Source organism: Ferdinandcohnia sp. SAFN-114 (assembly GCF_059415045.1).
Genome location: NZ_JBPFDQ010000097.1, coordinates 1 through 20,539 on the forward strand (window position 1 = coordinate 1; position 20,539 = coordinate 20,539).

A 20,539-nucleotide genomic window follows, 5' to 3' on the forward strand; every position below is an offset into this window, starting at 1 on the left:
ATCAAATTAATGAAAAAGTGTTAAATTTAATATGGATAGGTGTTTTATATATGTCTCATTTGGCTAGGTCAGTTCAGTGTTTCCCCTACCTTATTGATTTCCTGCTTTTTCAAGAGCACCTGGTGTCTTGTATGCTGCAAGCTTCTCAACTAATTTATTGCTTTCTGTATTTAATCCTTTAATGTTTACTTTAGTGCCATTTTGATGATATTTAAAGACGACTTTATCAATTGCCCCTACCGCAGAGTCATCCCAAAGGTGAGCACTTGATAAGTCTAAATCAATTTCTTTTACATCTTCTTTATAATCAAAGCTATTAACAAAATCAGTAACAGAAGCGAAGAACAACTGCCCTGAAACATGGTACATTTTCTTTTGCGAATTCTTAGCTGAAAGACTTGAAACTTTTACTTTTGAAATCTTAGAAGCAAAGAAAATTGCACTCAAAATGATTCCAACTAAAACACCTTTTGATAGGTCATGTGTCTGTATAACTGTGATCACTGTAACAATCATAACAATAGTATCCGTGATTGGAACCTTATGAAGAGTACGTAATGCAGACCAGTCAAACGTTCCGATTGAAACCATGAACATCACCCCAACAAGGGCTGCCATTGGAATTTGAACTAGGAAGTCCTTAAGTACTAAGATTAAGACCATTAAAAACAATCCGGCTACAAACGCAGAAAGCCTTCCACGACCACCCGATTTAACGTTAATCACAGATTGTCCAATCATTGCACAACCTGCCATTCCGCCAAATAAACCAGAAACGATATTTGCTATCCCTTGCCCACGTGCTTCTTTATTTTTATCACTTTCTGTATCTGTCATATCATCAACAATCGTAGCTGTTAGTAAAGACTCCACTAATCCAACAATTGCGATTGATAAAGAATAAGGGAAAATAATTTTTAATGTTTCAAAATTGAATGGAATATCAGGTAGTAAAAAGATCGGTAATGTTGATGGTAGTTCCCCCATATCTCCTATTGTACGTACTCCACTATTGGTTAATACTGCAATTATTGTCATAACGATGATCGCCACTAATGGTGATGGAACAGCTTTTGTAAAGCGCGGGAAGATATAAATTATCGCTAATGCCCCCGCTACCATTGCGTACATTTGCCATGATTCACCAGCAAAATGCGGTAATTGAGCTGCAAAAATAAGGATTGCCAGTGAGTTCACAAAACCAGTCATAACTGAACGAGGGACAAATTTCATAAGTCTTCCAAGCTTTAACACACCCATGATAATTTGGATAATCCCCGTTAAAATCGTTGCAGCAAGTAAGTATTGGAGTCCATAATCTGCAACCAATGTTACCATTAACAATGCAGTTGCACCTGTTGCTGCAGAAATCATACCAGGTCTTCCTCCAACAAACGCAATTGTGACTGCAATACAAAATGAGGCGTACAGCCCTATCATGGGGTCTACTCCTGCAATCAGTGAAAAGGCAATTGCCTCAGGAATTAGAGCAAGTGCAACAACAATCCCTGCCATGATATCTCCTCGCACATTGCCAAACCATTCAGTTTTAAATGTTGATATATTCAAATCAGCACCTCTTTCTATTTTGTTTATCATTTTTTTGTCTAGCTCTAGCAAGTAGCTACTATCAAGACTCCTCTTACCTTCCGTACACAAAGCCTAACATCGGCCCGATTCCTCGCCGTATTTCCTTATCTCCTTCAGGTTCATATCAGTCCGTTTGTCTCAAAATGATTGCCTTCGCTTTCTAATGACTTTCAACTCTCATGAAAGTCGGGTCCGTCTTTAACAAATCATAGTATAGCGGATTATTGCTAATTTGTGAAAATGTTATGTAAACGCAAACATATTGATCCATCTTCCTTATTCTACTGTTTTCTCTCATTTTCACTGTGACTTAATAAAAATCTTAATTCTATATGGTAGTTTTTAGTGCAGTACCAAATAAAAAAACAGTCAGTTCTTTTTTATAAAGCACTGACTGCCTTTACTCAATTTTACTTTACAATTAGCACTGGACAATTTGCACGCTTGGCAACTTTATGACTAACACTTCCAAGTACAAACTCCTGTAGCACATTTAATCCTCTGCTTCCAATGATGACAAGATCAAACTGATTTTTATTCGCATAATTTACAATAGTAGGTCCTGGTTCGCCATGGAGAAAAGTTATTTCATAAGAAACTCCTGATTTCCTCATTAATTGTTCTATTTCTCTTAATCGGAATCTTCGTTTATCACCTATATCCGGAGCATTCCAATTTTCTAATACATCGGATTTGACTTTATTGTGATCGACTACATATACGATTTCAATTTTAGGATGAGATTTTCCGTTTGTAAGCATTATTGCATTTTCGGACGCACGTATAGAGTGCTCAGAACCATCTGCAGCTAATAGGATTTTGTTGTACATAATTGACCTCCCTATTTAATGCTCTCTTATATAATTCCTTACAATATACACATTTTCCTTTATTACTTTAATTTTTTTACGACTTTGAAATTACTATAGGACTTTTATCTAGTTATCTCCAAAATCTTATTGTAAGTATCTAACGTTAGTCGGGGGTCCGGATCTTCATGTTGTTTTTTGGGAACATTAAAATTTGTTAATACAAAATGATGCTTAGTCTCGATGTTATGTCTAGCCAAAATATGCTTACAGCATGCCAGTGGGCAACCGTCAATCGCAATGATATCCCTTCCTGATTTTGCTGTTTTTACAAGTGGTTTTACATCTCCGCCTACACCTGCAATGCAAGACATTTCAGCTATATTTTCTCGATCCATCTTTATAGCTATTGTATTTGCTGTTTGTGCAGCGGACGAACAACCTGAACAAGAATACACTAAAGGTAATTTCTTTTTTTCCACTCTCTATTCCCTCCCTTTATAATTGGAATCTATTTTAGTTTATTTACCTTACTTTTTCTGTGAGGAACATCACCATTTTTAGATTTTTGCAATAAATTCTAATAATAAAAGAAGCTACCCATTAGGCAGCTTCTTTCTATTTAGACATACTTCCTATGCACTGTTTTTCCATCATACGTAAATACAACCGATTTATTTTCTAGTACAGTTTCCATGTGGACGGGTCTGCCCCATAATTGATAAATGTAAGGAAGTACTTTTTCAAGATATTTTAAATCAAGCTCTATGTCTTCGTACCAGTGTTTTAGGAAGAGTTCCCCACTTTTTAGATAGTCACCATCGTTTACAGTGATATACGGGAATCCACCGTTGACACGCATGTTTACGAGCTGGTCACGAACCTGCGTCCATTGTTTATCAATGATTTTATAATCTCGACCTTGCTTTTGGAAGAGATACATGTCTTCACGTAGGACTAAATCCTTCGTTAAGTAATTTCGAATGAACGATATATCTGATTCAACTTCACGAACCTCAAAGATTTTTTCACGCCCAGATCCTGGCTGAACACCACGTTCCTTCATTTCCTTTGTTGGATTATTGTATCGTTCCTCTATGTCCTCAAAGATTTTTAAACCTAGGTAATATGGATTAATGCTTGTTTTTGATGGTTGCACTACACCTGCATTGAGCTTCGCAAACTCAATGGCTTCATCAGAAGTAAGATCCATTTCTCGGAGAATGCGTTGGTGCCAATATGAAGCCCAGCCTTCGTTCATAATTTTGGTTTCAAGCTGCGGCCAAAAATACAGCATTTCCTCGCGCATCATTGTTAAAATATCGCGTTGCCAATCCTCTAGTTCCCGACTGTATTGTTCAATAAATAGAAGAATATCTTTTTCAGGCTGTGGCGGAAATTTCTTTTTCTTACGTGCAACTGGTTTATCATTTGCCGCCTTTTTATCTAAGCCCCATAAATCATCATATGGTGACGGCTTTCGCTTTATTTCTTCTTCTTCATCCTCAAGGCTCCAAGAAAGCTTTGGCCTCATAAGGGAAGGGTCAATATGCTCTTGGATAGCTAATACTGCATCTAAAAATGTTTCGACCTCAAGTTTTCCGTATACATGTTCATAATGTTTCACCCGTTCCGCTGTAGCTGCCATACTTTCAACCATATCTCGTTTTGTATTACTAAAACGGATATTATTTTTGAAAAAATCACAATGTGCTAGTACATGGGCAACAATTAGTTTGTTTTGAATAAGGGAATTAGAATCAAGTAAAAACGCATAACATGGATCTGAATTTATAACGAGTTCGTAAATCTTACTTAATCCTAAATCATATTGCAGCTTCATTCGATAAAATTGTTTTCCAAAGCTCCAATGCGAGAATCGAGTAGGCATCCCATAGGCGCCAAATGTATAAATAATATCAGCAGGACAAATTTCGTATCTCATTGGATAAAAATCCAGTCCAAAGCCTTCTGCAATTTCTGTGATTTCATCAATTGCATACTCTAGCTTCTTGCGATCAGAATCTCTCACAGTTGATCTCCCCCTTTTCGTCCTTATCACAATTTATGAGTCATTGGTCAAAATGATGAAAGGGGATTTTGTTGTTACACGTTTTTAACGCAAAAGAGGCCACATTCGTTCAGTGAATTGTGGCCAGATGGTTGTTCCTTATTTTACTTCTTCGATGCTTAACGATAAAAGGGACTCTGTTTGTGGATTAAACAAGATCATCACTTTTGCTGTAAAAGTGCGGTCTTTGGTTTGTACTCTCAATTCAAAAGTATCTTTTGATTGTGTATTAGTAAGATTTTCTCGTCCCTTATACTGATAATCACTAATTTTGCTGTCTGGATAATTTAATTTTGCCACATCAATTGCAATTTTACCCCATTTTTCATAATCCGTTGGAAGCGGTTGTTCCTGCTGTGGTGGTTTTTGTGGTGGCTTCTGTTGTGCGCTTACCATACCGCCTCCTGCTAATAGAAATATACTACAGAAAATTGAAATCAATACTCTTTTTGTCACCTTCCATACCTCCTATGTAAAAATCAATTGTATTTTGTGCTATTCCTTGAGATATTAATCACTTTATTTTTTCCAATTAAACAAAACTCGAGCTTTTATGTATTCATATTTGTTTTGGATTCTTGACCAAGATTTACAGAGAGAAAAAAATTGTTTTCTCCACACACTATAATCAACTCCTTAGAAGGAGGGAAAAGCAGTGAATACTGTTGACTATGACAAAGCGCTTTATTACACGCATCGTTCCCAGTGGGACAACCTACTTATATTGATGGTTCGAACAAAGGATGATTTCCTTTCAAAAAAAATTGAACACTTTTTACATGCCTATAATTTTGAAAAAGATTATTCTGTTATCGAGAGACAGTTGTATTCTTTACTACGGTATATAGACCATGCATCCACAGAAAGCATGGAAGAATTAGCTGCACATATGTAAGTGGGGTGAAAATCCCCACTTCATTTTAATCGAAAAAAAACAAGACCCGAGGGCCTTGTTTTTATTTTAATGTATTATGAACTTGTTCCATCACATCTTTAGAAATGTCATGTAAAGCTTGTTGACTATCTTCAAGTGAACTTCCTTTAACTCCAAAATAAAATTTTACTTTAGGTTCTGTTCCAGATGGTCGTAGGCAGAACCACGTACCGTCTTCTAAGAAGTATTTTAAAACATTTGATTTTGGAAGAGTGATTTCTTCTTTTTGACTTTCTTTAACGTTGGTTCGGACACTTTCCTTATAGTCCTCAACAAGTGTTACCTTACGTCCAGCAACAATTGTTGGCGGTTCACTACGGAAGCTTGCAAGAAGGTTATTAATTTGCTCTGCCCCTTCTTTTCCTTTTAGTGTTAAGGATTCAAGGCCTTCACGATAATAGCCATATTTCTCAAAAATCTCCATTAGGCCCTCATACATTGTCATGCCTTTATTTTTGTAAAAAGCACAAACTTCTACTGCTAATAATGCAGCTTGAACTGCATCTTTATCACGAGCAAAATCTCCAATTAAGTAACCATAGCTTTCTTCATAACCGAATTGGAATTTGTATTCTCCTGTTTGTTCGAATTCCTTAATTTTTTCACCGATAAATTTAAATCCCGTAAGTGTATCAATTGTATCAAGGCCAAATGATTTTGCGATTTCTCGTCCAATTTCAGATGTAACGATTGTCTTAAGAACAATACCATTCTCTGGAAGAACACCTTGTTTCTTCTTTTCTGATAATATGTAATGCAGCAAAATAGCACCTGTTTGGTTTCCTGTTAATACGACATATTCACCATTGTCATCTTTAACAGCTACCCCTAAACGGTCTGCATCTGGATCTGTTCCAATTAAAATATCAGCATCAATCTTTTTACCTTCTTTAATCGCCAATTCGAAAGCTGCATGCTCCTCTGGGTTTGGTGATTTTACAGTTGAGAAATTTGGATCAGGAAGCTCTTGTTCCTTTACCACCGTAACATTCTCGTATCCAAATGCTTTTAAGCCATTTCGAACGGGCTTATTAGCAGTACCGTGGAGTGGAGTAAACACAACCTTGACACCAACCTGAGAAAGCGTTGGATTAATTGAGATCGTTTTTAGTTTTTCTGTATAGGCATTATCAATTTCTGAACCAATCATTTTAATAAGTCCGGAAGCCTTTAATTCTTCTTCATTACCGACTTCTAAATCAAGCTCATTATTAATTGCATTTACTTTTTCAATCACTGTATCAGCAGCTTCTGGTGGAAGTTGTCCACCATCTGAGCCATATACCTTATACCCATTATATTCTGGTGGATTGTGGCTTGCTGTCACGACAATTCCTGAAAAAGCACCTAAATGACGAACCGCATATGACAATTCTGGTGTAGGTCGAAGTTCATCAAATACATAGGTTTGAATTCCATGTGTAGCAAGGGTTTTTGCAGCTTCCATTGCAAAATCAGGTGATTTGTGACGAGAATCATATGCAATAGCAACCCCACGGCGCTTCGCCTCTTCACCAAATGTCTCTATAAATGCTGCAAGCCCAGCTGAAGCTTTTCTTACGGTATATAAATTCATACGGTTTGTCCCTGGTCCGATTTCTCCACGCATTCCACCAGTTCCAAACTCGAGATTTTTATAAAAGCAATCTTCAAGTTCTTTTTGATTGTCTTTTTTTTCAAGCAACGCATTCTTGATTTCTACATCTAACCCCGGCGTATTTAGCCATTGGTTATACTTTTCCATCCAACTCATGTTCGATGCCCCCAATTACAGTTGTATTGTTAATATCTTTGTTTTATCTTCTACCTATTCTATATAAAATCCTGTCTTTTTCCAATTAATTTAGCAAAGTTTGTCTTGTTTCTTATGAAAATGAGTAAAAAGGCTAGGTTGATCAAATGAAGTTTATGATTTTTAGTAGGGATTCCTGTTATGATCCCAATCGTTCTTGTACAATAAGGACCACTAAGTTTGTTCTCTTTTAACTTTACAGGTGGTACATGTTTAAGGCGGTTGCTGTTCATTATTTCTTATTTTTCCAGATGGGTGCCTGTTTAACTGGTTTGCTGGTTCGTTGTTTCCTAATATAATCCATATACATACCCCTTTAACTGGTTTACTAGTTCGCCGTCTCCTGATTTTATCCATATACATACCCCTTTAACTGGTTTACTGGTTCGCTGTTTCCTAATTTTATCCAGATGCATACCTCTTTAACTGGTTTACTGGTTCGCTGTTTCCTAATTTTATCCAGATGCGTACCCCTTTAACTGGTTTACTGGTTCGCTGTTTCCTAATATAAGCCATATGCATACTCTTTAACTGGTTTACTAGCTCGCTGTTTCCTAATATAATCCATATGCATACCTCTTTAACTGGTTTACTACCTCTCTGTCTCCTAATATCCTCCAGTTACGTACCTGTTTAACCTAGCGCCGTTTCACTATTATCACATGGTGGGACCTTATAATTCCCTGAAAGTCAAAAAACAGACGGATTTCTCCGTCTGTCTACAGCAATTATTATCTTTCTTCAGTTGGCTCGGTTGCGTCTTTAATGTAAGCTTCAACTTCGGCTTCATAGCCCCTTTGTTCTTCGGCAGTCCAGTTAAACTTTTCGGCCATGTAGGCAATAATCTGTTGTTTCCATTGATTGACCCAATCGATATCAAAGAACATCGCACCTGTGCGACGAATAAGGAAATCGATTGGTTTTGTAACCATTTCATATTGAATTCCATATTCCAATGACGCAAGTACTGGCAAAGTCTCTTCATCTGCTCTATCGCTAAAATCGACCATGATTCCCTGAACAATATCAATATTTGATCCATACAAATGCGTTAATTTTTGAGCATTCTCTCGAGAAAGGTGGAATTCGTTCATGAGCTTCTCAACTTTTTTAGCCACAAATGATGGATAGTTTTTCGAGCCACCAACATTTCCACCAGATATAGCCATGTTTTTTGTTTGACAAGTTTTAAGTGTAGTTACCCCTTCTTCTTGTAAAAGCCCTCCAACTTTATCTACCACGGTTTCCGCCATTTTACGATAACCTGTTAATTTTCCACCTGCAATTGTGATGAGACCTGATTCAGAAATCCAAATTTCATCTTTACGGGATATTTCGGAAGGATCCTTTCCTTCCTCGTAGATCAATGGTCGTACACCAGCCCAACTCGATTCAATATCAGATTCCTTCGCATTTACACTTGGAAACATATAGTTAATTGTATTGATTAAATACGCACGATCCTCTGATGTAACCGTTGGATGTGCGGTATCTTTGTCATAAAAAGTATCGGTTGTTCCGATATATGTTTTATCGTCACGTGGGATTGCAAATACCATTCGGCCATCTGGTGTATCATAATAAATCGCTTGTTTTAACGGGAACTTGGATTGATCAAGTACAATGTGAACCCCCTTTGTTAGACGCAATACTTTCCCTTTTTTCGAATTATCGGCTTCTCTCATTTTATCAACCCATGGCCCTGTTGCATTGACAATTTTTTTTGTGTAAATTTTGTATTCTTTTCCTGTAAGTTGGTCTACAACCTTTACTCCTTTTACCTTTTTATCCTCATAGATAAATGATTCTACCTTGGCATAGTTGACCGCTTTTGCGCCATTTTCGATGGCTTTTTTCATCACTTCAATTGTTAAGCGCGCATCGTCTGTACGATACTCAACATAATAGCCTCCACCTTTAAGACCTTCCTTTTTGATAAGTGGCTCTTTTACAAGAGTTTCATCAGCACTTAACATGGATCTTCTCTCTGACTTTTTGACACCTGCTAAATAGTCGTAAACCCTTAGGCCAATGGATGTTGAAAATTTTCCAAAAGTACCACCTTGATGTAGGGGTAAAAGCATCCACTCTGGAGTTGTCACATGTGGCCCATTTTCATAAACAATGGCCCTTTCCTTACCTACTTCGGCCACTAATCCGACTTCAAACTGTTTTAAATAGCGAAGGCCACCATGGACCAGCTTTGTGGAACGGCTGGATGTCCCAGCAGCAAAATCCTGCATTTCAACAAGCGCTGTTTTAAGTCCACGTGTAGTAGCGTCAAGTGCAATACCTGCACCCGTTATTCCACCACCAATTATTAATAAATCGTGAACCTCCTTTTCCATATCCGCTAAGATTGAACTTCTATTTATACTTGAGAACTGTGTCACGATCTCCACTCCTTAAAAGAGGTAGAAAAAGAGACCACAAAAGTCATTGTTCACATAGTGACAATGCTCCTGCGGTCTCTCCCTAATCTCCTACCGAATGATTAACTTATCTTCATGATAGCATAACTTTTATTTGAATGCCATGGCAGCCTGTACTGCCTTTTTCCAACCATTATATAGTTCTTTACGCTTTTCCTCACTCATTTTTGGTTCAAATGTTTGATCAATCGCCCATTTACTAGAAATTTCTGATTGACCCTTCCAATAACCAACTGCCAAGCCAGCCAAGTATGCAGCCCCTAAAGCTGTTGTTTCATTGATTACAGGACGTTCGACTGGAACTCCTAAAATTCCGCATTGGAAATCCATAAGGAAGTTATTTTTAACAACACCACCATCTACACGAAGCGTTTTCAACGATATGCCAGAATCGGCCTCCATGGCCGTTAAGACATCCTTTGTCTGGTAGGCTAATGATTCTAAAGTTGCTCGAATGAAATGTTCTTTTGAAGTCCCCCGTGTAAGGCCAAACACAGCCCCACGAACGTCACTATCCCAATATGGAGCGCCTAGTCCAACAAATGCCGGCACTACAAATACTCCATCAGTTGAATCCACTTTGACAGCATAGCCTTCGCTGTCCTTGGCATCATTAAACATGCGTAGACCATCACGAAGCCATTGAATAGCGGAACCTGCGACGAAAATACTTCCTTCTAAGGCGTATTCAACTTTTCCGTTAATCCCCCATGCAATTGTTGTTAGTAATCCATGCTTAGAAGGCACTGCTTTCTCACCGGTATTCATCAGCATAAAGCAGCCTGTTCCATATGTGTTTTTAACCATCCCTTTATCATAACAAGCTTGCCCGAAAAGAGCTGCTTGTTGGTCACCCGCTGCACCTGCAATTGGCACCTCTTGACCAAAGAAATGATAAGGAGCTGTGGTTGCATACACGTCTGAAGATGGGCGAACTTCTGGGAGCATCGACTTAGGTACTGTTAAATGCCCTAATAACTCATCATCCCATTGTAACTCGTAAATGTTGTACATTAAGGTTCGGGAGGCATTAGAATAATCTGTTACATGAGCCTTCCCACCTGACAGCTTCCATATGATCCAAGAATCAATTGTACCAAATAGAAGTTTCCCGCTCTCCGCTTTTTCACGTGCTCCTTTTACATGATCTAAAATCCATTTCACTTTTGTCCCTGAAAAATAAGCATCAATCAATAGCCCAGTTTTTTTACGGAATGTATCACTTAATGCTCTTTCTTTTAGTTCTTCACAAATATCAGCTGTTTGACGGGATTGCCACACAATTGCATTGTACACAGGCTGGCCTGTTTCTTTGTCCCATACAACCGTCGTCTCACGTTGGTTTGTAATCCCTATTCCGGCAATTTGCTCCGCTTTTACGTTTGCCTCGGATAAAACTGATGCCATGACCGATAAAATCGAACCCCAAATTTCATTTGCGTTATGTTCCACCCAGCCTGGTTTTGGAAAAATTTGCGTGAATTCCTTCTGCGCAACATGTACTATTTCACCTTTTTGATTAAATAAGATGGCGCGTGAACTCGTGGTACCCTGATCAAGTGAAAGTATGTATTTTTCCAATTTATAGCCCCCCTATCAAATGCGCCTTGGCGTATTTGCGCCCGATTTTTTTCGAGCTCGCTCGAAAAACTACCTCTGAAAAATCGTGGCATCCGCCGAAGGCTTTAACTTTATTCAGACGGAATTTGGACCCATCACTAAATTGAGTACTCAAAATTGCATTCATCCCCACTTATAGAAGTAGAAACTTCTTCTGAATCAAGTTAAAACGTTCTCCTTACTTAAAATTAACACGCTTACATGTTTTTTTCTACCTGAGAAGAGGTGCTTTTTTAGGTCTAAAATTATTTTCTCAGAATAAAAGTAGTAATGTTCATTTTAAAATTAACTCTTGTAAGGAGTGGAATGCTTTGATTGAAAAAGAAGTTACAGTTACGATCAAGGAAGGACTACACGCTAAGCCAGCAGGGGAATTAGTTCAGAATCTCAGTAGGTTTACAAGTGATGTTGAATTTCAGTTTAAAAATAGATCATACAATGCCAAAAGTATTTTAGGGTTAATGGGGGCAGGTATTCGTGAAGGACAGATTATAACTGTTAAAATTGAGGGTCCAGATGAAGAGGAAACATTAGAGTGGCTTGAGACTTTTATTTAATTTCTATTTAAATATTACCACAATCGATATCAGTTATTGATATTGATTGTGGTTATTTAGTCATATGTCTTTCACACAGCGAAAGCCGAGATTTCCAGTTGAGCTATCTGGTGTATTCGAACTTCTCGCAGCAACCCGGTAACGATTACAGTACGAGTGGTGACAAAGATAAGATCCACCTCTCATTACTTTTGTTTGCCCAGTAGCCGGTCCCTTCGGATTATCTCCTGTATCAGACACATGAAAAGTGGGGCTAAACCAATCTTCACACCACTCCCATACATTCCCTACAATATTATATAACCCATAACCGTTAGGTGGAAATTCTGAGACGGGTGCAGTGGATAAATAGCCATCTAATTTTGTATTTACATGTGGAAAATTCCCTTGCCATATATTACAAAGGTGGTCACCATTAGGGGTTAATTCATCTCCCCACGGATAAATTTTTTGCTCTAAACCTCCTCTTGCTGCAAATTCCCACTCTGCTTCAGTTGGAAGTCGCTTCCCAGCCCACTCGCAATATTTCATAGCGTCATTCCATGAAATATGAATAACTGGGTGGTCCATTCGATTGTCAATCGAGGAATCTACCCCTTCAGGCTTTTTCCAATAGGCACCTTCTACGACCCACCACCAAGGTGTCGATGCTACCTGATTTTTAACGGTCTTCGCTACTTCTTTCGATATTAACTGATAGAAAACAAATGACCAACCGAATACTTCTGCTTCTGTTTTATATCCAGTATCATTCACAAATTCTGCAAACTGTGCATTGGTAACAGCATAAGTATCCATATAAAAAGGATTCACTTTTACTTTACGAACTGGCCCCTCTCCATCGGCAGGAAATCCTTCTTTCAGGTCAGTTCCCATTAAAAATTCTCCACCTGGGATGTAGACCATGCCGTCGATCGATGAATGGTTTTTCACTTTATCCATAGTCATTAATGAAGCATTTGTCTCCCGTGTTTTACCTTCTGTTCGACTAACTGAACAACAAGACCCTACTACCTTGCTCATGCTGTCACGCCCCCTTCTTTATTAAAATTCGATATGGTTCGAAAATGTCCTGTTGAAAGTCCTGAATTGGAGTTAATTAAGTTAAGGCATATTGTGGCTTATATTTCTCACAACACTTCTTAAACTTCCTTCCACTTCCACAAATACAACGATCATTTCTTTCGGGAAGCTTTCCTCCACTTTGGAGATATTCTACTAGTTTTCTTTCCTTTATTTTTTCTGCTACCATTTGCATTCTTTCATGAGCATATTGATAAATTTGTTGATAGCTTTGGCAAAAATATTCAACATTGACTGTTTGTTTCTGTGGGTCCCAACTACGAGCTCTTGGACAACCTCCGTGACATAGGTGGAGAAATTCACAGTTCAAACACTGCTCTGACAGATTTTCTTTTAAACGAGTAAATTCATTAAATTTCTTTTGGTTAATAATATCGTTGAGCGGATCCTTTCCCACATTGCCTAAGTAAAAATCGTCATGTATGTAAAAATCACAGGGGTACGCATCCCCATTTTGTTCCAAAATTAATGTTTTTGGACAAGTCACTCGGTGAATACAGATCTCTGCTTCTTGATGAAGATAGACGGCCAACATATTATCGAAAAATCGTTCAGAGATAATTGGATTTCCGTCATTATACCAACTATCAAATACTTGACATAGAAAATCACCATACTCCTTTGGTGTAATCGTATACCTTCCTAATTGTCCAACTTCCTGTGCTTTAAAGTCCATACAAGGAATGAATTGAATATATTGAAATTGCTCGTTCAGATAGAATTCCATTAATTCATTCCCTTTTGTAACATTTCCCTCATGGATGACAGTTAAGATATTAAAATCTACCTTCTCATCTCTTAAATACTGGATGCCTTTCATAATGGAGTTAAAACTACCACCACCTGAACCTGTAACCCGCTTTGCATCATTAATATGTTTAGGACCGTCGAGACTAACACCAACTAAGAAATTGTATCTTTTAAAAAACTTTGCCCATTCTCTCGTGATTAATGTTCCATTTGTTTGAACGGAGTTGCTTATGATTGTATTCTGTTTTGCATATTTGGCCTGAAGTGAGACTACCTTTTTAAAGAAGTCTAGCCCTGCTAATAGGGGCTCTCCACCTTGCCATACGAAAGAAGCCACACCGTTTGACATGGCCATATATTCTTTAATAAACTTTTCAAGTACTTCATCCTCAATTTTATTTAATTGATCAATCTTACCTTTACACTTGCTATAGTAACAATAATCACATGCTAGATTACAAGCCTCTGAAACTGTTTTCCAAAGAACTCCTGTAAGATTTGTTGCTCCTATTCCACAGGCACTCATTCAACTTTCCCACCTTATCCTTTTATCCTTATATTATTAAAAAGAATAAAAAGCTACGGTGATGTTAATCACATAGACTTAAGGTTTTCAGCTTCTATACGGCTAACTCCTCTATTTTTTCTACTTTTATCGAATCTACACACCAAGTAATCTTAGTCACATCAACACTTCCTGTCTGCTCTTCCAAAGCATTTAATGTTCCCATTGCAAGACCAAATTTAATAAGTTCATCTTCCTTTAAACCGCGCGATAACCCCGCTGCAAAACCAGCGATAACTGAATCACCAGAGCCAACAGGATTTACAACCTTTACTTTCGGTATTTGAACTCGGTATATATTCTCATTATGTTTTACAATTGCACCATTTCCCCCTAGTGTGACGACAACCCATTCTACTCCTTGAAATAGATCCTTTTGTAAAGTTGAGAAAATTTCTTTTTCGCTTGTCAGCCTTTTTCCGAATAAGTCACCTAATTCATCTTGATTGGGTTTAATTAAAAAAGGTTTATTGTTACCTCGCAATGTTGCTTTTAGTAATGAACCCTTTGTATCTAATAAAACAGGTTTTTGAAACTGATGTGCAATGTCGATTAAATCGCTGTAATACTCGTCGTTTATTCCCTGTGGAGTACTTCCTGAGATTGTAATATAATTTGACTGCTGTACTGCTTCTGAGTATTGTTTTAAGAATTCGTTTGATTCTTTTTCACTGATGTCCGGACCATCTTCCAAGATTTCAGTTTGCTTGCCTTCATGAATTATTGCAATACAGTTCCGGGTATCGCCTCCAATTTCCACAAAAAAGTCCCTAATTCCCTTTTTGTTTATTTCTTTTCGAATAAATTCACCCAAACTACCTCCCAAGAAACCTGAAGCAGCAGTCTCTTCCTCTAATTGCCTTAGTACATGGGCTACATTTAGTCCTTTACCACCTGCTGTTTTGCCGGCAGTATTGACTCTATTTACTTTATCTAATGAAAAATAATCCATCTTATAATTGATATCAACAGAAGGATTTAAAGTAATGGTTAAAATCATGAATATGCACCTCTATTTCTATTTATCAAAAAAGGCGAGGAACTCTCCTTGCGCATATATACACACATAGGTTTCGATCCCTCACCTAATTCAAAATCAAATTCGCCTTGGCGTAATTTGCGCCTGATTTTTAGCCCCACACGAGGTGGATCATAAAAACGTTGCCACAGGATGTGGCGCTCTTAGTCTTTAATCTTTCTGCTCGAAAAATTTCCTTTGAAAAATCGTAGCATCTGCCGGAGGCTATAACTTTATTCAGTTGGGTTTGAACCCATACGCAAAGTACGACTCCTTTAATAGTTAAAGGAATTCTGCTGAAAAAAGTTATGCTTTTCCGTTACTCATGCAGATTAAGATTTTTTCAATTGCTGCTTCTTTCATTTTCGCTTTTGCTGGTCCAAAATATTTTCTTGGATCTGTTTCTTGTGGGTTTGCAATCAAATGTTCTCGCAAACCAGCTGAGAAAGGAATTTTTAGTTCTGTTGAGATATTTACCTTAGCACAGCCTAAGGAAATACACTTTTGAACATCTTCTTTAGAAATTCCTGATGCACCATGGAGCACAATTGGTACATCGGTCAAACTCTTAATTTTAGCAAGGCGGGCAAAATCAAGATTTGGTTTTGTTTCGTATAATCCGTGGCCTGTTCCAATTGCAACTGCAAGTGAGTCAATACCTGTTCGTGCTACAAATTCTTCGACAGTATCCGGATCAGTATAAACTGCATCTTTTGCTTCAACAATAAGATCGTCCTCTTGTCCCACTAATTTCCCAAGCTCAGCTTCAACAGTAGCACCATATTCATGAGCCTTCTCAGCCACTTTTTTTGCAAGCGCAATATTTTCTTCAAATGATAAATGTGAGCCATCAATCATCACTGATTTTGTTCCTAATTCTAAGGACTCTACAATAGATTCATAAGTTTCATGGTGATCAAGGTGCAGCGCAATTGGTATGTCATTTTCTCTTGCAGCTACTTCTACAATCGCTTGAATATAAGATCGTCCAGCATAGTTCATCGTTCCTGGAGTCGCTGCTAGAATGATAGGAGACCTTAATTCCACAGCAGCTTCAACAACCGTTTGAATCGTTTCGAGGTTATGAATATTAAATGCTGGTACTGCATAATTCTCACGACTTGCTTTTAACAACATTTCTTTTGTATTTTGTATTAAACTCTTTGGTTGAACAGATACCAATTTTCATCACCCTTTATTAGATTTTTTAACCCTTTATTTCTGATACTTTACTTCGCCCGCAACTGCTGTAGCCTGAACCTCAAATTGTTCATCTATAACAACATAATCAGCAACCTTACCTGATGAAATGCTACCCAGAATCATATCTCTCCCTACACTCACAGCCGGAGTTAATGAGCCTAGATGCCAGATTTTATATAAAGGCTCGTTACTCCACTCTTGTAGGTTTTTTACTCCATTAATTAACTTCAACGTACTCCCTGCTAGGGAACCGCCTTCAAGTTGGGCTATTCCATCTTTCATGACTACTGGAAATTCACCAAGTTGGTAATTGCCGTCCGGCATTAATCCTGCTTGCATACAGTCTGTAATCAGTTGTAATTTTTCCCCTTTGATTCGTAATGCTAACGAGGAAACATCCGGGTGCACGTGAAAGCTATCGCATATTAGTTCAGCATAAGCTCTGTCGTCTATTAAAGCTGCCCCAACGACACCTGGTTCTCGATGATGTAATCCAGTCATTCCATTAAATAAATGGACATAATTCCTTGCCCCCGCATCCACAGCTTCCATACAGCATCCATAAGTTGCATCAGTGTGAGCAATACTCACTAATACACCTTCTTTACTCACTTTTCGAATAAACTCAAAAGCCCCTTCTCTTTCTGGTGCAATTGCTATTTTTTTAATAGATCCATTCGCTAATACTTGCCAATATTCAAACTCTTTAATATCTGGATCTCGGAAGTAGCTAGCATTTTGCGCTCCTTTGTGAAGTTCAGTGAAATATGGGCCTTCTAAAAAAATTCCTTCCGATTGGGCACCTGGAAGACCTTCTTCTACCGCTTCTCGAATTGCAATTATTGCACGGTCCAAGTCATCTTTTGATGACGTTAATGTAGTCGGTAAGAAGCGAGTCACTCCTAGAGAAAGGAGTGTCTTTGAGATTTCTTTGACTACTTCTACCTTTCCATCCATAATGTCATTTCCTTTAATACCGTGAATATGAGTATCAAATAGCCCTGGAGCAATCGTGTAACCACTGTAATCAATGATTTCTGCATCCTCCGGAACCTGGCTCACAATAGACCCAAACTTCCCGTCATCAATTACCAAGTAGCCACCCTTTTTTTCCTCATTTTCTAGCAGATATTTTTCAGCTTTTAAATAGTATGTCATTGTCATTCTTCCTTTACAGCTCACTCATAATCGTAGATTGTTACACCTTGAACAACACGGCTAATGACTCCATTTGGACTTGGATTATCAGGTGAAATGCCTAGATTGATAGACTTTTTCATGGCTAATGTTTGGGCAAAGACGATATATAATAAAGCTAAGTAAAAGTCGTTACTCAGTAATTCTCGAGATGTATTCACCGAGAACTTCCAATCTGCATATTGTTCTACTGTTTCATCTATTTTTTCTGTTAATACGATGACTTTAACCCCTGGAATTCCTGCAATTTCCTTAAGAATATCAAGATCATATTTTCTTGTATAAGGATCACTTGATAGGAATAATGCAACAACTGATTGATCATTAAGAATTGATTTGGGACCATGACGAAAACCCAAAGAAGATTCAAATGTTGCGACTACTTTTCCTGCGGTTAGCTCTAGCATCTTTAATGAAGCTTCATGAGCTAATTGGCCAAGTAATCCAGAACCAAGATAGATGATACGATTAAACTCAGATTCCAACACACTGTCTACTGATGCTTCCACTGATTGAATTAATTGTTTTCCATTTTCAATCACAAGATCCATTTCTTGTTCAAAAGATGGATTGTTTGTAAACAAGGCGTAAGCCATTAACAGCATGCAAGAAAAACTACTCGTCATCGCTAATGATTTGTCGTTCGCTTCTTCAGGAAGTAAGATAACGAGACTATCCTTGTCATCCTTTACGTTTTGAGCAAGCTGTCCGTCTTTGTTACAAGTAATAACGACTTGATAAAAATCGTTAATTAATTGTTGACCTAGATTAACAGTCGCTACACTTTCTGGACTATTTCCAGAACGCGCAAACGAAACGAGAATGGTCGGTATTTCTGAAACTAAATATTCGCTTGGATTAGATACAATTTCTGTTGTAGCTACAGCTTCAAAAAAGACCTTATTTTTACCTTCTCGTTTAAATATTGGTGCAAGTATATCACCGATGAACGCTGAAGTACCTGCCCCAGTTAGGATTACCTTAACAACTTCGTGTTTTGAATATATGTCCTGTAGAAAACCTTTATATTCATCCTTTTTTTGAGCAAAAAGTGAAATTGACTTTTTCCAAACAACTGGTTGCTGGAAAATTTCGGAAGCAGTATGTGTAGCGCCTTCTAATTTCAACATAAGTACATCTCCCAACTATATTCATTGTTATGCATGTGATATTCGTGGCATAGGAAGTGGTTCATTGCCCAATTCAGCCCAAATGTATTTCAATAACAGTTCCATTTTCAAAGTAGTGTAATCTGGATGATTCCAAAGATTGTTATATTCATTGGGGTCTTCTTGTAAATCAAATAACTCCCCATATGTTTGGTTATAGTAGACTGTAAGTTTATACCTCTCATCTACGTATGTTTTTTGATGAATAGTCGTTGGTTCATGACGAAATTCACAGATGATATGGTCACGAACACTACTTAGATTTCCTTTCCAAACTTCCTTTTGACTAACACCAGTCATTTCGCTAGGAATCTTTAAACCTGCAAAATCCATAAATGTAGGTGTGAGGTCTACCAATGATTGCAAAGCATTTGAAACAACTCCAGCAGGAATCTTCCCTGGATAGCGAACAATAAAAGGTACTTTAATCAAATCTTCGTAATGAAACCCGCCTTTATACTGGAGCCCATGCTGCCCAAAGAAATGACCATGATCGCTTGTAAAGACAATAATCGTATTGTCAGCGATATTTAGTTCATCAAGCTTATCAAGAATTTTTCCAATATATTTATCCATCATACTTATCATGCCGTAGTAGGTAGCTGTAAGCTTTTTATGGTTTTCTTCGTCAATGTCACGATGAGTATGGTAGCCATGAATTCCAAAGCCAGTCTCCATGTAAGAGCTGAAATCAGGGTTTAATTCTTGGGTCATTTGGAAATGTGGGGGATTTTGCTGATGCTCCCCTTCTTTTCCTGTTGGTATGGTCAATTGTTCCGGGTCATACATTGTATCCCACGGTTCTGGTACAAGGTATGGTGGGTGTGGATCAAAAAAGCTAGACCACAAGAAGAAATTCTCACCATTTTTTACGTAATCTTCTAGTAGAGCATTTGACCTCTCTGCTATCCACGTATCATAATGGTACTCTTCCGGAATATCCCATTTATACTTTATATTTGGGTCCATGTTACCTGTTGGTGAAAGAAAGTAGTCACGCCAATTTTCACATCCCTTTTCTTCCATCCATAAAGCATAATGTTGTCCTACAAGATGTTCATTCGTATGGTTTCGTGCTAGTTCAACATGTTCAAACCCATAAAATTCTTTATCAAAGCTCTTCCAATACTCCAAATCTGCTAATAGTGGATAGGATTCAACGGACTCGTATTCATCTGTTGTTTTGGTTGGTTGTAAATGAGCCTTCCCTATTAAAGCAGTACGATAATTGTTTTCCTGTAAGTATTCTCCAATTGTATGGCGGTCTTCTAATAATTTGGTTCCTAAAGTCCATGCACCATGCTGACTCGGATACATTCCTGTTATGATTGATGCTCGTGATGGCGTACAGGTTGGATTGGGACAATACGCTCGTTGAAACGTAATACCTTCCTTCACTAGACGATCTAGATTGGGGGTTTGAATTTCAGAATTAAAAGCTCCAATCGTGTCAAAATGCTGCTGATCACTCGTGATTAATAAGATATTTGGTTTTTTCACTGGTATCTCCTCGCATCCCATCAAAAACTCTCAGTCCAGCTCCAAGAACACCAGCATCACCCTTCGATTGACTTAAATGCAATCGGCTGACAGCTGCTTTCTGGTCTGGAATACAGTACTCCTCCATTTTCTCCTTGATTAATGGAAGCAAAAAAGGATTGTTATTAATAACTCTGATGCTAGACTAAAAAGTAGACACAGATTGTTATAATAAATATATCAACTATAACGAGGTGTGTCTGTATGGCA

The 20,539-nt window shown here is 37.9% G+C and carries 19 protein-coding genes; 2 read left to right on the forward strand and 17 right to left on the reverse strand.

Translation table 11 applies throughout. The features are described from left to right. Nucleotides 1-90 precede the first annotated feature (90 nt). From ACR65M_RS22620 to ACR65M_RS22640, 5 genes are all read right to left on the reverse strand, one after another. Nucleotides 91-1,569: a SulP family inorganic anion transporter gene (locus tag ACR65M_RS22620; RefSeq protein WP_341332556.1), complete on the reverse strand. Its 1,479-nt coding sequence runs from the start codon at nt 1,567-1,569 to the stop codon at nt 91-93. Between the two features lie 431 nt (nt 1,570-2,000). After that, nucleotides 2,001-2,420, reverse strand: a complete 420-nt coding sequence (locus tag ACR65M_RS22625) for a universal stress protein (protein ID WP_341332557.1) — start codon at nt 2,418-2,420, stop codon at nt 2,001-2,003. 104 nt (nt 2,421-2,524) lie between these two features. Beyond that, nucleotides 2,525-2,881 (reverse strand): putative zinc-binding protein, encoded by a 357-nt coding sequence (locus ACR65M_RS22630; protein ID WP_440274491.1) that lies wholly within the window; start codon nt 2,879-2,881, stop codon nt 2,525-2,527. A 140-nt stretch (nt 2,882-3,021) separates the two neighbouring features. Then, nucleotides 3,022-4,431, reverse strand: a complete 1,410-nt coding sequence (locus ACR65M_RS22635) for a SpoVR family protein (protein ID WP_341332559.1) — start codon at nt 4,429-4,431, stop codon at nt 3,022-3,024. A gap of 138 nt (nt 4,432-4,569) precedes the next feature. After that, entirely contained in the window at nt 4,570-4,926 is a 357-nt protein-coding gene (locus tag ACR65M_RS22640) for a DUF3889 domain-containing protein (RefSeq protein ID WP_341332560.1), read from the reverse strand. A gap of 199 nt (nt 4,927-5,125) precedes the next feature. Here ACR65M_RS22640 and ACR65M_RS22645 point away from each other — a divergent pair, with 199 nt between their 5' ends. Then, nucleotides 5,126-5,365, forward strand: coding sequence for a YhdB family protein (locus tag ACR65M_RS22645; protein WP_099353313.1), 240 nt, complete (start codon nt 5,126-5,128; stop codon nt 5,363-5,365). Between the two features lie 61 nt (nt 5,366-5,426). Here the strand turns inward: ACR65M_RS22645 and ACR65M_RS22650 are convergent, their stop codons facing one another. The 4 genes from ACR65M_RS22650 to glpK all read right to left on the reverse strand — a co-directional run bounded on the left by ACR65M_RS22650 (nt 5,427) and on the right by glpK (nt 11,209). Beyond that, nucleotides 5,427-7,157 carry a phospho-sugar mutase gene (locus tag ACR65M_RS22650; protein WP_440274492.1) on the reverse strand — a complete coding sequence of 577 codons (1,731 nt, stop codon included), beginning with the start codon at nt 7,155-7,157 and terminating at the stop codon, nt 5,427-5,429. A 252-nt stretch (nt 7,158-7,409) separates the two neighbouring features. After that, complete coding sequence (locus tag ACR65M_RS22655) at nt 7,410-7,553, reverse strand: hypothetical protein (RefSeq protein ID WP_440274493.1); 144 nt, start codon at nt 7,551-7,553, stop codon at nt 7,410-7,412. Between the two features lie 374 nt (nt 7,554-7,927). Next, entirely contained in the window at nt 7,928-9,544 is a 1,617-nt protein-coding gene (locus ACR65M_RS22660; protein WP_440274500.1) for a glycerol-3-phosphate dehydrogenase/oxidase, read from the reverse strand. Between the two features lie 174 nt (nt 9,545-9,718). Then, nucleotides 9,719-11,209, reverse strand: coding sequence for a glycerol kinase GlpK (gene glpK, locus ACR65M_RS22665; RefSeq protein WP_440274494.1), 1,491 nt, complete (start codon nt 11,207-11,209; stop codon nt 9,719-9,721). Nucleotides 11,210-11,559: 350 nt separating this feature from the next. Here glpK and ACR65M_RS22670 point away from each other — a divergent pair, with 350 nt between their 5' ends. Then, nucleotides 11,560-11,805 (forward strand): HPr family phosphocarrier protein, encoded by a 246-nt coding sequence (locus ACR65M_RS22670; RefSeq protein WP_341332563.1) that lies wholly within the window; start codon nt 11,560-11,562, stop codon nt 11,803-11,805. 60 nt (nt 11,806-11,865) lie between these two features. Here ACR65M_RS22670 and ACR65M_RS22675 read toward each other — a convergent pair whose 3' ends face one another. The 8 genes from ACR65M_RS22675 to ACR65M_RS22710 form a co-directional block, all read right to left on the reverse strand. Next, a complete protein-coding gene (locus ACR65M_RS22675; protein WP_440274495.1) occupies nt 11,866-12,828 on the reverse strand; it encodes a formylglycine-generating enzyme family protein in 963 nt (320 codons plus the stop codon). A gap of 76 nt (nt 12,829-12,904) precedes the next feature. Continuing rightward, nucleotides 12,905-14,164 (reverse strand): anaerobic sulfatase maturase, encoded by a 1,260-nt coding sequence (locus ACR65M_RS22680; RefSeq protein ID WP_440274496.1) that lies wholly within the window; start codon nt 14,162-14,164, stop codon nt 12,905-12,907. 94 nt (nt 14,165-14,258) lie between these two features. Next, nucleotides 14,259-15,203, reverse strand: coding sequence for a 1-phosphofructokinase (gene pfkB / locus ACR65M_RS22685; RefSeq protein ID WP_440274497.1), 945 nt, complete (start codon nt 15,201-15,203; stop codon nt 14,259-14,261). Between the two features lie 324 nt (nt 15,204-15,527). Next, a complete protein-coding gene (gene gatY / locus ACR65M_RS22690) occupies nt 15,528-16,403 on the reverse strand; it encodes a tagatose-bisphosphate aldolase subunit GatY (RefSeq protein WP_440274498.1) in 876 nt (291 codons plus the stop codon). Between the two features lie 33 nt (nt 16,404-16,436). Beyond that, on the reverse strand, nt 16,437-17,582 hold the full coding sequence (nagA, locus tag ACR65M_RS22695) for an N-acetylglucosamine-6-phosphate deacetylase (protein ID WP_341332573.1): 1,146 nt from the start codon (nt 17,580-17,582) through the stop codon (nt 16,437-16,439). 20 nt (nt 17,583-17,602) lie between these two features. Then, nucleotides 17,603-18,751: an SIS domain-containing protein gene (locus ACR65M_RS22700; RefSeq protein WP_341332574.1), complete on the reverse strand. Its 1,149-nt coding sequence runs from the start codon at nt 18,749-18,751 to the stop codon at nt 17,603-17,605. Nucleotides 18,752-18,778: 27 nt separating this feature from the next. After that, nucleotides 18,779-20,311, reverse strand: a complete 1,533-nt coding sequence (locus ACR65M_RS22705; protein ID WP_440274499.1) for a sulfatase family protein — start codon at nt 20,309-20,311, stop codon at nt 18,779-18,781. After that, the gene (locus tag ACR65M_RS22710; protein ID WP_440274501.1) at nt 20,256-20,417 is read right to left on the reverse strand and encodes a hypothetical protein; all 162 of its coding nucleotides are present in this window, start codon (nt 20,415-20,417) and stop codon (nt 20,256-20,258) included. Before ACR65M_RS22710 ends, ACR65M_RS22705 begins: the two co-directional genes overlap by 56 nt. Between the last annotated feature and the right edge of the window lie 122 nt (nt 20,418-20,539).